The organism is Inhella gelatinilytica, assembly GCF_016093295.1.
Classification (GTDB): Bacteria; Pseudomonadota; Gammaproteobacteria; order Burkholderiales; family Burkholderiaceae_C; genus Inhella; species Inhella gelatinilytica.
In genome coordinates, this window is record NZ_JAEDAL010000007.1 from 1 (window position 1) to 12,985 (window position 12,985).

Here is a 12,985-nt window from a genome sequence, read left to right on the forward strand (position 1 = left end):
CAGACAATGGCCATGGACTTCCCCTTTCAGAGTGAGTTGATGAGATTTCGCAACCCCATCGTGGCACTTGTTGCCGTTTGCCGCTCACCGCGGCTAGCTCGGGACGGGGAAGTCCCTTTCATTCGTTGAGCGGCGGCGTTGAGCGGCAGCTTCCTGGCGAGCCGCTGAACTTGGCTGACAGACTGCAATTGGTCGGGCTCGATCGGTCGTCCCAGGCGGAAGCAGTCCTCCTGGGGACTCGCAGGCGGCCATATCCGGCGGGTTCGCACGGGCTGACTGGCCAATAAACAAACAGGAAATAACAGCCTTTAAAAAAGGCGAAAAAAGGGCGCGGCCGGGAGGGGCTGCGCTACCGAGTCAGCTCAAAAACCCATTCACTGGCAAAGGTTTACTCCATGAGTGGGCTTGCCTCACTTCTGCCGCCTGCAAGCTGCGCCAGCCTTTAGGGGGTGACAAAACCGCTTCGCTGGCTCGCAACGTTCAAAGGGAGCCGAGCCCCGTGCGTGTGCTGCCCTTTGAAAAACAATCAAGCCAATCGAAGTGGCCTGACGCCAAGAGCGCGAGCGTGCCCGAAGCCTGGGCAAAGGGGGTAGTGGGTTTGGAACCGGGGAACAAACCGGGGAACAAACAAAAATTCACAGTGGCTGATGCCACTTGTTTTCATAGGTAAGCGACAGGGATAGTTCGAGTCCCTCCCGTCCAAGAGGCGCTCGGAAAGTCAGAAACGTGCACTTAACGTGGCTGACCACAACCGGGGGGCGCCCGGCAGAAGCGTTTGCGCAGTCCCGCTTGGGTCTGAGTTGACGAAACCATTCGAACCCAGCGTTGCGATGTAGCGTCGGTTGCCCAGGTTGTGGACGCTCAGGCGGGCTTGCGCATCTGACAAAACACCAACCTGGCCCCAGCGATAGCCAATTTGTGCATTGATCAAGGCGTAACCGGGTACGTGCGCATCGTTCGTGTACGTGTAATACCGCTTGGCCTGAAGATCCACCCCCGTAGTAGCTGACCAGGGGCCTTCGTCGTACTGCAGACCCAGCTTGAGCATCTGAGCGGGGGCATCCACCACTCGCTTGCCAGCGGTCGCGACTGTAGTTCCGCCGCTGGTGACGTCATCCTGATACCGTGCATTCAAGAGGCTCAGACCTCCGTAAACCGACCAGAGCTTCGATAGGCGGTGCGAAACCGCCGCCTCAAAACCCCTTGACTTCACGGTGCCGACGTTGCTCAAGATGCTGGGGTTGCCCACGATGGCACTCCCGGCTTGCACGCTCAATAGTCGATCTCGGAAGGTGACCGAATAGGCGGTAAGGGACCACTGGGTTGTGGGGCCGATGCGCCGCCACCCGAGCTCGAAGCTGTCGGAGGTTTCGGGGCGCAGCCGATTCTTGACCGCCTCAAACCCAGCGGCTGTCGTGGCAAACGGTGTAGTACCCGCGCCGGCTGCCTGAAAGGCCCGAGCATTGCGGGTCAAGGAGGCAAACCACTCGTTGCCATCCGGCGCGGTGTACAGCAGCCCGATTTGAGGCAAGAAGGGCTTGGAGGACCGAATGGTTCCTGTGGGGCGGTTGCTGCCCTCCAACAGGGTCGCGTCGGTCACCACCCGCATGCTCTTGAAACCCCAACCGAGGCTCAATCGCTCGGACAGCGTCCAGGTGTCAGCCAGTGAAAACTGTTGGGTGCGCGTATCAAATTCGAACACCCAATCCGTTCGGAAGGGATGGGTCGGGAAGCGATACACATTGGGGACCGCGCTGGCCGGGCTGGCATAAAAGCGGCGCGCCTGGTCAAAGCGGTTGTTCTCGATCCAGAAACTCGCGACCACCTTGTGGTTGCCCCATTCGGCGGTGCCGTGAGAAATCCAGCCCTGGCGGTCGATGTCGTATTCGGTGGTTCGAACGCTGATGGGCGTGCCGTCCGGCGAGGCCGTGTACGGAGTAAACCAGAGCCCCCGACCTTCATTGCGGTGGGTGTAAATCGTGTTGCGCCACGTGAGGTCCGGCGCGAGTTGAAACGCCGCCTGAGCGCCCGCCAGCCGATCTTTGCGCAACCCGGAACCAGCGAAATAGGCATCGTCACAGCGCGGCGTGTAGGTGCTGCCCGCATTGCCGCACAGTGTGCGAGAGGCCGTCAGCGCCGCATTGAAGTCGGGGTAACTGTTATCCCAGTCCCAGCCCAGGCGCTGAATCATTTCCAGCGACATGTCCTGGTAATCGACCTCCTGTCGATCCGAAGTGTTGAAAAACGCACTCAGGCGGTGGGAGCCCATCGCGCGCACCCACTTCAGATTGACTTGGCGTTGCTGTTGCTCGCCGGCGCCTTTCCACTTCTCGTTCCGGTGATCGGCCAGGCTGACACTAAAGGCGCCCCAGGCACCTTCTCCACTGTCCCAGCGCATGAAACTGCGCCGTTGGTCGTTGGCCCCCAGGGTCTGCTGCAGCTGAAACGCAGCTTCGCGCCGAGGGTCGATGGAATAGAACTGCACCGTGCCCCCCAGGTTGCTGGTGGACGCGGTATCCAGCGAGCCTGCACCCTGGGACAAGGTGGCCTGGCCCAGGTTTTCACTGGCGATTGCGCGGCTGATGTGCAGACCATTGTGGTTGCCGTAGGACATGTCCCCCAAGGGGATGTCATCCAGCGTAAAGCCCAGCTGGCTTTGTGCAAAACCACGCATGGCAAAACGAGCAGACCACTCGTAGTTGCCCAGCCCATCGGCCGCCTGGAAGCTGGCACCTGGCAAGCGCGCCATCACGGACAAAGGGCTGGTGCCGGCCAGGGACTGTGAGAACTCCGATCGACTGAGTCCGAGCACCGAACGAATCTGCCCTCGCCCCAAAGTGATCGTGACTTTTTCAAGGGTGTCCGCTTCTTGACCCCAGCCCGAACTGGACACGGTGCTTCCCAAAAGCAACAGCAAGACGTGAGCATTCGGACGCATCAATGCACTCCCGGTGGTGTCACCAACTGTACTGATCTGTTGGAAAAAGCAAACCCCTTCTTGCTTTGGCCGAGACTAGACTCGCAGCATTGGCGCCACAGCGAGAGAAATTCCATGTTCGATCAAGTCAAGCACTGGATGAAACAGCGGGCCAATGCCGCAGCCTGGAAGGGCATTGCCGAGTGGGCCTCCAGTCGATCGGCACGCTTCGTCCAAACGCAAGAAGCCGATGGTTTTTTGATTGATCAACCCCAGCACGCGTTGGGGCATTTGCGGGTCGAGTGGGGACCTTCACAGCGAGGCTACATCTCGGGTCAAGAAATGCGTGTCCGCTGGGAATTGAAGCTCAACCCAGAACTGCAATTGATGGTGATTGAGCGTGAACTTCGTGATCGCCTAGAGCGAGCCGTTTTTGACGCTTTTACCGATACCTTGCAGACGCGGATCGAAACCGATACGCCCGAAGAGATGCGTTGGCTGGTGATGTTCGCTCAGTGGGACCAGTGGAAGTCGAAATTGGCCCGAGCTCGCTTCTCTGCGTGCGCTGCGGCTAAAGAGGTCGCGGCGGCTTGGTTGGATGGGGCGCTGACGGACGCACTGGCGCATGCCAGTCAGGATCTGGTGCCCGCGGGAACTCCCTTTGTGTTGCAAGTGCAGCGAGGCAACCTGTACCTGCGAATGCCGGTGGCAGAGCCGACCCTCGATCAGATCAAGGCCTTTGTTGGGCTGGCTGAGGTGGCCGCGAAAGAGGCCAAACGGGTGGATCAACTGATCAGTGAGGGCGTCAGTTGGGCACAGTCGGGCGTCTCGGGTTGGCAATCCAGTCTGAATGCCGTGGATGCATCGTGATTTCAGAGCTCAAAGCTACTGGCGTCACCGGACAGCGCTGTGTTGAGCAGCGCACCAGTAAAGCGGTCAGAGAGTAGTTCAGCGAACACCATCACATGGTTGCGCAGCATGACGCCGCGCTTGAACGCAATCCGAGCAATGTTGCTCCCCAGCAAATGGCCTAGGGGTTTGGCCACCAGATCGGGGTCGGTCGAGACATCCTTCATGGCCATCTCCGCAACGACCCCAACCCCCAGTCCGATTCGGACATAGGTTTTGATCACATCTGCATCAATGGCTTCCAGCACCACTTGGGGGGTCAGGCCCCGCGCCGCGAACGCCCGATCGATGCGAGAGCGGCCCGTGAACGCCGGGTGATAGGTTACCAACGGGTGGTGGGCCAAGTCTTCCAGGGTGATCACCGACTGGGTCGCGAGGGGGTGATCACGCGGCATGACGGCCACGTGCTGCCATTCGTACCAGGGAAGCGAAATCAAGTCGCCAAACTCGTCAAGTGATTCGGTCGCCAGACCAATCACGGCGACCTCATTCAATACCATTTCGGCCACTTGGGTGGGACTGCCCTGGTGCAAGCCGATGCCCAGCTTCGGAAACCGCTGGCGCAATTGAGCCAAGGGCGCCGGGAGTACATAACGGGCCTGCGTGTGCGTGGTGGCGATGGAGAGTTGACCACCGTCTTGGCGAGAAAACTCCTCACCAATTCGCTTGAGGTTGCCGACTTCGCGCAAGATGATGCTGATGCTGCGGAGGACCTGCTCGCCCGGCTCCGTGATGCGACGCAGGCGCTTCCCATGGCGCGAAAAAATGTCGACGCCCAACTCCTCTTCCAACTCCAGGATGGCTTTGGACACTCCGGGCTGTGAGGTGTGCAAGGCCTTCGCGGTTTCGGTCAAATTCAGATTGCGACGGGCCGCTTCAGCCACAAAGCGAAACTGCTGCAGATTCATGGCGCCTCCGGCGATTGCTCCAGCACCGACAGGCACCAAGCCGTCAGAGCGTCTTGGAAAAACGCTTGTTCACCCAGTGCGGGCAGGATACGAATTGGGAGCGCCAGTTGGGTCTGTAGCTGCTGGATCTGCGGCTCCACATCGCGGCGCACATGGCCCGCACCGCCCAAGAACAAGGGCAGCACCACCAAGGTGGTCGCGCCTCGACCCACCAAATCACGGGCCGCCTGCACCAAGCTGGGCTCCAGCAACTCCAAGTAAGCGAGCGAAACTGGCGTGTCGGTGCGCTTGGCTTGCACGCGCGCCAGCACGGTTTCGAATGGTGCCGCCCAAGCTGGGTTGCGAGCGCCGTGGGCCAGCAGAATGAGTCCAACAGTCATCGGTATCGCACCAACCAGGCAAATGCGGCCATCGAGAGGCCCAGATAGAGCAGGCTGGGGGCTGCAGCCACGGCCCAGGGAGTCCAGTTGTTGAGCACCCCCAAATGTCCGGAAAGGTTGCTCAGCAGCACGAAACTGATGCCCAGCATGATGCCGCCGAAGACTTTGGCGCTGACGCCGCCCGCTCGGGCATGGAGGTAAGCGAAGGGAAGCGCCAGCGCGACCATCACCAAACAAGCCAGCGGATAAAAGGCGCGCCGCCAAAACTGGATTTCGTACCGTTGGGACGATTGGGCCTGCTCCGACAAGTGGCGTGTGTACCGGAACAGTTCCAAGGTGGACATGGTCTTGGCACTGAGCAGTGCCGCGCTAACCACCCCTAGGTTTAAATGGCTGGCCCACTCGGCATCGGTCGGTCCCCGCTTGACCCACGCACCTTCGGATGGGCTCTCCGGCCACACCATCTGCTGCGCTGCAAACAGGCGCCAACGCCCGTCGCCATCCACTTGGCCCGTTTCGGCCTCCCAACGCTCGCGCAGGCGACCGTCTGTTGAGAAGTGAAAGATTCGGATGCCCTCAAGCCGACCCTCCAGGGACGCACTGCGAACATGGACGGTGAAGAGCCGTTCTTGCCCCTGCGCATCGACTAACCGATCCTTCATCCAAGCGCCCCCGGCGCGCTGCACCAGCCCCCCAGAAAACTGGGCCCGAAGCGTTTCTGACCACCGCTCCGCCATGGGGGCAAGCACGTCCCCAGCTACAAAGGTTAGGGCGGTGAACGCCAGGGCCGGCGCCGCGAGGAGTTTCAGCGCCCGCCCCGGTCCCAAACCACCGGTACGCAAAATGGTGAACTCGCTTGACTGCGCCATCCGGGAGAGCGAAAAAATGGTGCCAATCAACACGGCAATCGGAAACACCTCGTAAAAGAGGTTGGGCAACTCCAGGGCGGCCAACAGGGCCCCCTGGGTCAGGGCTTGCCCCTTGCGCAGTCGCTCCATTTCTTCTGTGAAGGCTTGGAAGTAAAAAAGGCCCAAAAAGCCCAGAGCCACAAAGGCCACGGCCATCACCATGTCTCGGTAGAGGAGGCGGCGTACGGTCTTCATGAGGTTGCCCCCACGAAGCGCCGCCAATGAAAGCGCAGCCCCTCGTCCCGCAAGAGGATGAGGCTGATGGCCAATACAGCCACCGACCCATGCACGCTGAGTAAAGCTTGGGCTGGGGTCAGGCGCTCACGCCCCACCCAACCTTCGGTGAGGTTGATCAGGTGGTAGTAGATGATGAACACCAACAAGGCGGCTACAAGGCCCCAGTTGTTGGGGCGGCGCGGATTGGAGGCCGCCAATCCGACGCCCAGAATGGACAAGTTGATGGCGCCCCAAATCAATCCCACTCTCCACACCAGTTGACCGTGATGGCGGGGGTGCTCGGAGAGAGCCAAGTGCTGGGTCGACATGGCTTTGGGCGGGAGCTCATCCATGGAGCGAGCCGCGCCCGCGTCGGTCAAGACGCGATACCCCGCGAATCGGGCGACCGTGCGGCCCTCCGCGGCAGTCAGGGTTTCGGCACGCTGGCCGTTGGTGAGGCTCAGAAAGCGGTCTTCGCCCTCCCATTCCACGCGCCCCTCAGCAGCCGTAATCACCGCTTCTTGCTCGGCTTTCTGAGTCAAGATGAAGACATTGCGCCCAATGCCCTGGGACTCGCCGCCGCGCTCGATGAAAAACACCTTGCTGCCATCTCGAGAGCTCTGAAACTGTCCAGGCGCGACACGGGATAAATCACTGCGTTTTTCATAGCGCTCGCGCATTTGCACGGTCTCGCGTTGGGTCCACGGGGTTACCCACAGCATCAGGATCGCCAAGCCCAGCCAAACAGGCCATGCCATGCTTGCAATGGGTCCCAAGAAGCGCCGCAGGGGCTGCCCGCTGGCCAACCACACCGCCATTTCAGAATCACGATACAGGCGGCTGACGCTCCCCACCACGGCAATAAAGAGGGCAAGGGCCAGCACCACCGGCAACTGGGTCACGCCGGCAAAGAAGAGGGCCAGCAGCACATCGGCCGGGTCCACCTTGCCCCCGGCAGCGGCCCCCAGCGTTTTGATGAGGGCAAAGGTGAGGACGATGGTGATCAGGACCACCAAACTCACGCCGAACTGACGAGCCAGTTCGGATCGAAACGAGGTATGGAATAACATTCTTCGGTCTTATTGCTCGGCGAAATTATGGACGCTCGTATTCAATCGGTCTCGATCGACAAGTGGGCCTCGGCCACGGCTGACGCTCTTCTGGTGGTGCTGGGGGGGGATGGAGTCCCGGCCTCAATGGATGCTGCCCTGGCCAACGCGGTCAAGTCGGCGGTCAAGCTCGGTGACTTTGACTGGAAGACCGGCAAGGCGCTAATGATCGTCGGGGCCGCCGGCGTCAAAGCGCCGCGACTGATCCTGGCAGCCGCTGGCAAACCCAGTGCCAAATCGGCACGCGCGGCGGTGGTGGCTGGCTTGGCTCAACTCAAGGGCCGCAATGTGGCCCATGTCGCCATCGCCTTTGCCGGTTTCGGCGCGCTCAGTGAACAGATCGTTGAGCAGGGGGTTCTGGCGACGCGGGACTCGGCGTACCTGTATCAGCACACCAAACCCAGTGCGCCCAAAGACCCACGCGTGAGTCGGGTGACGGTGCTGGTTGACAAGGCCGATCTCAAGGCGGCCAAGGCGGGATTGGCCTTGGGCCAGGCGGTGGGTGAAGGCGTGGAGTTGGCGCGGGAATTGGCCAACCGTCCGGGCAACTACTGCACCCCCACGCACCTTGCCGACTGCGCACGCGACCTGGGGCGCAAGCACGGGCTGAAGGTTGAAGTGCTGGACAAGAAGGCGGTGGAGCGCTTGGGTATGGGCTCATTCTTGGCCGTGGCACAAGGGGGCGATGAGCCGCTGCGATTTATCGTGGCTCGCTATGACGGCGCCCCGCGCACCCAGGCGCCTGTTGTCTTGGTGGGCAAAGGCATCACGTTTGATACGGGCGGCATCAGCCTCAAGCCCGGGGCTGAGATGGACGAGATGAAATTCGACATGGGCGGTGCCGCGTCGGTGCTTGGTGCTTTGCGTGCGGTGGTCGAACTGAAGCCCAAGCTGAATTTGGTCGTGCTGATTCCGGCGTGCGAGAACATGCCCAGTGGCAAGGCTGTCAAGCCGGGTGACGTGGTGACCTCCATGTCGGGCCAGACGATTGAAATCCTCAACACGGACGCCGAAGGCCGATTGATCCTGTGTGACGCCCTGACCTACGCCGAGCGGTTCAAGCCGCGCATGGTGGTGGATGTGGCCACGCTGACCGGTGCCTGCGTCATCGCACTGGGTGGGGTGCGCAGTGGCATGTACGCCAGCGATGACGAGTTGGCCCAGGCTTTGTCGACCGCCGGCGAAACGGCGTTGGATCCCTGCTGGCGCATGCCCTTGGACGATGAGTATGACGAGGGCCTCAAGTCCAACTTTGCTGACGTCGCCAATGTGGGCTCTCGGGCCGGGGGGTCGATCACGGCTGCCATGTTCTTGAAGCGCTTCGCCAAGGCCTATCGCTGGGGACACCTGGATATCGCGGGTACGGCCTGGAAGGGTGGGGCGGCTAAGGGGGCGACGGGCCGCCCGGTCGGCTTGCTCACGCACTTTTTGCTCTCGCAAGTCGTCTAAGGCGTGGCGGACGCGCTGGAGGTTCGCTTCTACACCGGGTGTGCCGACCCGGTTGATGTGGCCCTGCGCTTGGCTCGCAAGTGCCAGCAACGGGGCTGGCGAACCCTGGTGGTCGGCCCGCAATCTGCGCTCAAAAGCCTTTCGGCCCGTCTGTGGGCGCTGGATGGGTTTTGGGCGCATGCAGGCCCCGGTGAGGCGTCGCTCCAGCGCCGCAGTCCCCTTGTGTTGGATGTCGAGCCCGGGCCTGCCGAGGGTTTCACTGCCCTGATTCATTTGGGGGCTGAAGTGGTGTTGGCACCCACCGGGGTGCGCCAAGTTTTTGAGGTGGTGGGCGAAGACTCGGAGGCGCGGGAGGCAGGGCGTGCCCGGTTTCGGCACTACCGGACTCAAGGACTGACGCCCGAACATCACGAGGTGGCGGCATGACCGACGCATCGAAGCGGGAGGGCATCCAGCGCGACGTTCCAGTGTTAACGGACGTTGTCGAAGGCCCGGCGCCCCGACTGCAGGTCCCGCCAGAGCTGGCCGCGCAATTGGATACGTGGCTGATCGATCAGCTGCCGGTGCTGGTGCGTGAGGTTGTCACTGAGCTGAGTCCCAAATTGGAGCAGCAGCTGCTGGATGCCCTGATGCCCCGCGTGCTGGCTTCGCTGTCGCAGTGGCAGGGCGACATGGATTAAGACCTTGGGCGGGTGACGTCCTGTGGCCCGTCAACGATTCATGGACTACCGCGTTGCTCCCCCGTGCGCGCCTACCGACTTTCCCTGAGATCGACCGGTGCAAAGTGCGGTAAGGTCTGCGCCGCTTTGGGGTTGAGCAGCAACCTCGTTTTTCTCTGTTGGAGATCATTCATGCAAGTTCGGTTCAATCAAGTGGCCGTGGCGGCATTGGTCGCTCTGGGTGGCGCGGCAATGGCGCAGGAAACCATTGAAGTTCGGATTGGCCACGTCGGCCCCACCAGCGGCGCCATCGCGCACTTGGGCAAGGACAACGAGCTGGGCGCTCGCATGGCCATCGAAGACCTGAACGCCAAGAAGATGAAGATTGGCGGCAAGGTGGCGGTATTCAAACTGTTCGCCGAAGACGATGCAGGTGATCCCAAGCAGGGCACGGCTGCAGCTCAAAAGCTCGTGGACTCCAAAGTTCACGGCGTGATTGGGCACCTGAACTCGGGCACGTCGATCCCGGCCTCCAAGGTCTACAGCGACGCGGGTATTCCCCAGATCAGCCCGTCCGCCACCAACCCCAAGTTCACCCGCCAAGGCTTCAAGACCACGTTCCGCGTGGTGGCCGATGACGTGCACCTCGGCGGCACGCTCGGCAAATACGCGGTGAAGAACCTGAATGGCAAGTCGATTGCCGTGATCGACGACCGTACGGCCTATGGGCAAGGTGTGGCCGACGAATTTGAAAAGGGCGTCAAGGCTTCCGGCGGCAAAGTGGTGGGACGCGAGTTCACCAACGACAAGGCCACGGACTTCTCGGCCATCCTGACCAAGCTGAAGGCTGCCAACCCCGATGTGGTGTTCTTTGGTGGCATGGATGCCGTGGCCGGACCGATGCTCCGTCAGATGAAGCAACTGGGCATCAATGCCAAGTTCATGGGTGGCGATGGCATCTGCTCCGGCGAGTTGCCCAAGTTGGCTGCCGGCTCCATGGGTGACGGTCAGGTGTACTGCGCCGAAGCCGGTGGTGTCGAAGGCGAAGCCAAGAAGTCGATGGATGACTTCAAGGCCAAGTTCCGCGCCAAGTTCAATGCTGACGTGCAAATCTACGCACCGTACGTGTATGACGCCACCATGGTGATGGCGGCGGCGATGGAAAAGGCGGGTTCGGCGGACCCCGCGAAGTACTTGCCCGTGCTGGCCAAGACGGCTGGTTACAAGGGCGTGACGGGTACCGTGGCCTTCGACGAGAAGGGCGACATCAAGAATGGCGCTCTGACGCTGTTCACCTACAAGGGTGGTGCGCGCGACCAAGTGGCGGTTGTGCGTTAATTCTTCGCACCCCTGCCCCCAACGGCCCGCGCAAGCGGGCCGTTTTGTTTGTGCTTTCCGATAATTCACCGTTTTGCTGAATTTCTGTCCCTCATGAGCTTTTCTCCTTGGCGCTTGTCGGTGGCCCCCATGCTCGATTGGACCGACCGCCACTGCCGCGTCTTCCATCGTCTGTTGACGCGTCACGCCCGGCTTTACACCGAAATGGTCACAACGGGTGCTTTGCTGCATGGCGATCAAGCCCGACACCTGGACTTCGATGCGGTGGAGCATCCCGTGGCACTGCAGCTGGGCGGTAGCGAACCGGGCGACTTGGCTGCGTGCGCGCGCTTGGCGGAGCGTTGGGGGTACGACGAGGTGAACCTCAATTGCGGATGTCCCAGCCCGCGCGTGCAACGGGGTGCGTTTGGAGCCTGTCTGATGGGAGAAGCCGCGCTGGTGGCGGACGGGGTCAGGGCCATGCGAGATGCCACGGGGCTGCCGGTGACGGTGAAGCACCGCATTGGCATCGATCGAATCGAGCGGTACGACTTTGTGCGCGACTTCGTGGGCACGGTGGCCGAGGCGGGCTGCACGGTCTTCATCGTGCATGCGCGAAATGCGTGGCTCGACGGGCTCAGCCCCAAGGACAACCGGGAAATTCCGCCCCTGCGCTACGAGGTCGTGCACCGGTTGAAGTCAGATTTCCCGCAACTGACCGTGGTGCTCAATGGTGGTGTGAAGGACGACACGACCGTGGCCGCGCAGCTGGAGCGGGTCGATGGGGTCATGGTCGGGCGTCACGCTTATCACGAGCCCTGGGCCTTGAGCACGTGGGATGAGCAGTTCTTCGGTGCTCCGCCGCAAGGCTTGACCCGCGAGGGTGTCGAAGACGCCTGGGTGGCGTACTTGCAGCTGCGCTGGAATGAGGGGCAGCCTTGGGCGCCGGCCGCACGTCATGCTTTAGGGCTTTGGAACGGCACGGCCGGTTCGCGCCGCTGGCGGCAGGTCTGGAGCGATCACCGCCTCAAAACAGAGAGCCCCCGCTCCGTGCAGGCGATGGCGACGGCGGCACGCTTGGGGGTCGCGGCCGCTGCCGTCGCCTGAGGTTGATTACGCCTCCCACGGGGGGGCGTCATCCGAGCCCGACATGGGCGGTGCCGGTACGGCAGGGGCCGTAGCCACCCCCAAACCATCGACCAATCCGCCCAGCCCCTCAAAGAGTGCTGGCAGCAACTGACTCAATTCCGCCGTCGCCAGCAAGGCGTCGGCATCGAACGGATCGGCTTCGCTGTCTTGCAACCCGTCCTGTTCAAACGCGCCGTCGTCGACTTTGAGCCGGGTGAGTTGCAGCGTATCGGTGAGCACAAAGTCCAATCGATCGCGCCAATTCAGCGCCAATTTCTTGACCTGTTTCCCTGCGGTCAGGTGTTGCTGAATATCCGGGCCATCCAGTCCGTGCCGTGTGTAGCGAACCGTGGCCGCTTGCGTGTCGCTGGACCGGAGCTCGGCATCGCGGCCAATGCCAAAGCCCGCGGGTGCCACGCCATCCAGCAGCCAGGCGTTCATGCAGGTGGCGGGGTTCTCTGCGGTCATCAGGGGCTCGGGGGTCAGGCCCACCAATGCTTTGCTCAGCAAGGTCAGGCCCGCATCACAGCGGGCTGATGTCGTGGAGTCGAAGGCCAGTAACTCCAACTGCGGTGCGATCCACACGCGCAGGGCGGTAGTCCGTGTGAAAGCCAGTGGCAGAAGATCAAGCAGGGCTTCGTCTTTGAGTTCGCGCCGGCGCTTGGCGCCAGGCTTGCGGCCACTTTCTTGCTCCAGCTTCTCGGCCAGTTCATCGACCCGGTCCTTGATAACCGAACCGGGGAGTAGGCGCTGCTCGAATTGCAGCTTCAGCAAAGCATGGCCATTGACCCATTCCACCAATGGGCCTTCGGCATGGCCGCGCGGCGGTACAAAGCCCACCGAAATGGGTTGGGTGGGGCCGCAGGGCGTAAAGGGTTGTGTGGCCAGCTGGGCGTCGAGCTGGGACCAGTCGGGCTGTCCTGCCAGCGGCAGGCGATAAAGGGTGAGGGCCTTGAACACAGACGGTGAGCGGTGGCAGGAAAGGCGCGGATTCTGGCCCATTCATCCGGCACCGCTGCATTTTGTCCATGAGGCGCTGCGGGTCATCACAGGAGAGTGGTGCTCCAGGGCTACGAACGGCACCA

At 61.8% G+C, this 12,985-nt stretch carries 12 protein-coding genes; 6 read left to right on the plus strand and 6 right to left on the minus strand.

The window, feature by feature from the left end; genetic code table 11:
• Positions 1 to 718: 718 nt before the first annotated feature.
• Positions 719 to 2,938 (minus strand): TonB-dependent receptor, encoded by a 2,220-nt coding sequence (locus I7X43_RS12885; protein ID WP_198101362.1) that lies wholly within the window; start codon positions 2,936 to 2,938, stop codon positions 719 to 721.
• Between the two features lie 114 nt (positions 2,939 to 3,052).
• Between I7X43_RS12885 and I7X43_RS12890 the strand changes: the two genes are divergently transcribed.
• Positions 3,053 to 3,787, plus strand: coding sequence for a hypothetical protein (locus tag I7X43_RS12890; protein WP_198101363.1), 735 nt, complete (start codon positions 3,053 to 3,055; stop codon positions 3,785 to 3,787).
• A gap of 2 nt (positions 3,788 to 3,789) precedes the next feature.
• Here the strand turns inward: I7X43_RS12890 and I7X43_RS12895 are convergent, their stop codons facing one another.
• The 4 genes from I7X43_RS12895 to lptF are packed head-to-tail and all read right to left on the minus strand — an operon-like array spanning position 3,790 to position 7,308.
• Positions 3,790 to 4,734 (minus strand): CysB family HTH-type transcriptional regulator, encoded by a 945-nt coding sequence (locus I7X43_RS12895; RefSeq protein WP_198101364.1) that lies wholly within the window; start codon positions 4,732 to 4,734, stop codon positions 3,790 to 3,792.
• Complete coding sequence (locus tag I7X43_RS12900; protein ID WP_198101365.1) at positions 4,731 to 5,114, minus strand: sirohydrochlorin chelatase; 384 nt, start codon at positions 5,112 to 5,114, stop codon at positions 4,731 to 4,733. Before I7X43_RS12900 ends, I7X43_RS12895 begins: the two co-directional genes overlap by 4 nt.
• Positions 5,111 to 6,217, minus strand: coding sequence for an LPS export ABC transporter permease LptG (lptG, locus tag I7X43_RS12905; RefSeq protein WP_198101366.1), 1,107 nt, complete (start codon positions 6,215 to 6,217; stop codon positions 5,111 to 5,113). Before lptG ends, I7X43_RS12900 begins: the two co-directional genes overlap by 4 nt.
• Entirely contained in the window at positions 6,214 to 7,308 is a 1,095-nt protein-coding gene (lptF, locus tag I7X43_RS12910) for an LPS export ABC transporter permease LptF (protein ID WP_198101367.1), read from the minus strand. The genes lptG and lptF overlap by 4 nt, the downstream gene beginning before the upstream one ends.
• 27 nt (positions 7,309 to 7,335) lie before the next feature.
• Here lptF and I7X43_RS12915 point away from each other — a divergent pair, with 27 nt between their 5' ends.
• The 5 genes from I7X43_RS12915 (at position 7,336) to dusA (ending at position 11,879) form a co-directional block, all read left to right on the plus strand.
• The gene (locus I7X43_RS12915; RefSeq protein ID WP_198101368.1) at positions 7,336 to 8,796 is read left to right on the plus strand and encodes a leucyl aminopeptidase; all 1,461 of its coding nucleotides are present in this window, start codon (positions 7,336 to 7,338) and stop codon (positions 8,794 to 8,796) included.
• A gap of 3 nt (positions 8,797 to 8,799) precedes the next feature.
• Complete coding sequence (locus tag I7X43_RS12920) at positions 8,800 to 9,222, plus strand: DNA polymerase III subunit chi (protein ID WP_198101369.1); 423 nt, start codon at positions 8,800 to 8,802, stop codon at positions 9,220 to 9,222.
• Positions 9,219 to 9,476, plus strand: a complete 258-nt coding sequence (locus I7X43_RS12925) for a hypothetical protein (RefSeq protein ID WP_198101370.1) — start codon at positions 9,219 to 9,221, stop codon at positions 9,474 to 9,476. Before I7X43_RS12920 ends, I7X43_RS12925 begins: the two co-directional genes overlap by 4 nt.
• Before the next feature lie 171 nt (positions 9,477 to 9,647).
• Positions 9,648 to 10,793 carry a branched-chain amino acid ABC transporter substrate-binding protein gene (locus I7X43_RS12930; protein ID WP_198101371.1) on the plus strand — a complete coding sequence of 382 codons (1,146 nt, stop codon included), beginning with the start codon at positions 9,648 to 9,650 and terminating at the stop codon, positions 10,791 to 10,793.
• Positions 10,794 to 10,886: 93 nt separating this feature from the next.
• Complete coding sequence (dusA, locus tag I7X43_RS12935) at positions 10,887 to 11,879, plus strand: tRNA dihydrouridine(20/20a) synthase DusA (protein WP_198101372.1); 993 nt, start codon at positions 10,887 to 10,889, stop codon at positions 11,877 to 11,879.
• A 6-nt stretch (positions 11,880 to 11,885) separates the two neighbouring features.
• Here dusA and I7X43_RS12940 read toward each other — a convergent pair whose 3' ends face one another.
• A complete protein-coding gene (locus I7X43_RS12940; RefSeq protein ID WP_198101373.1) occupies positions 11,886 to 12,860 on the minus strand; it encodes a recombination-associated protein RdgC in 975 nt (324 codons plus the stop codon).
• Positions 12,861 to 12,985 lie beyond the last annotated feature (125 nt).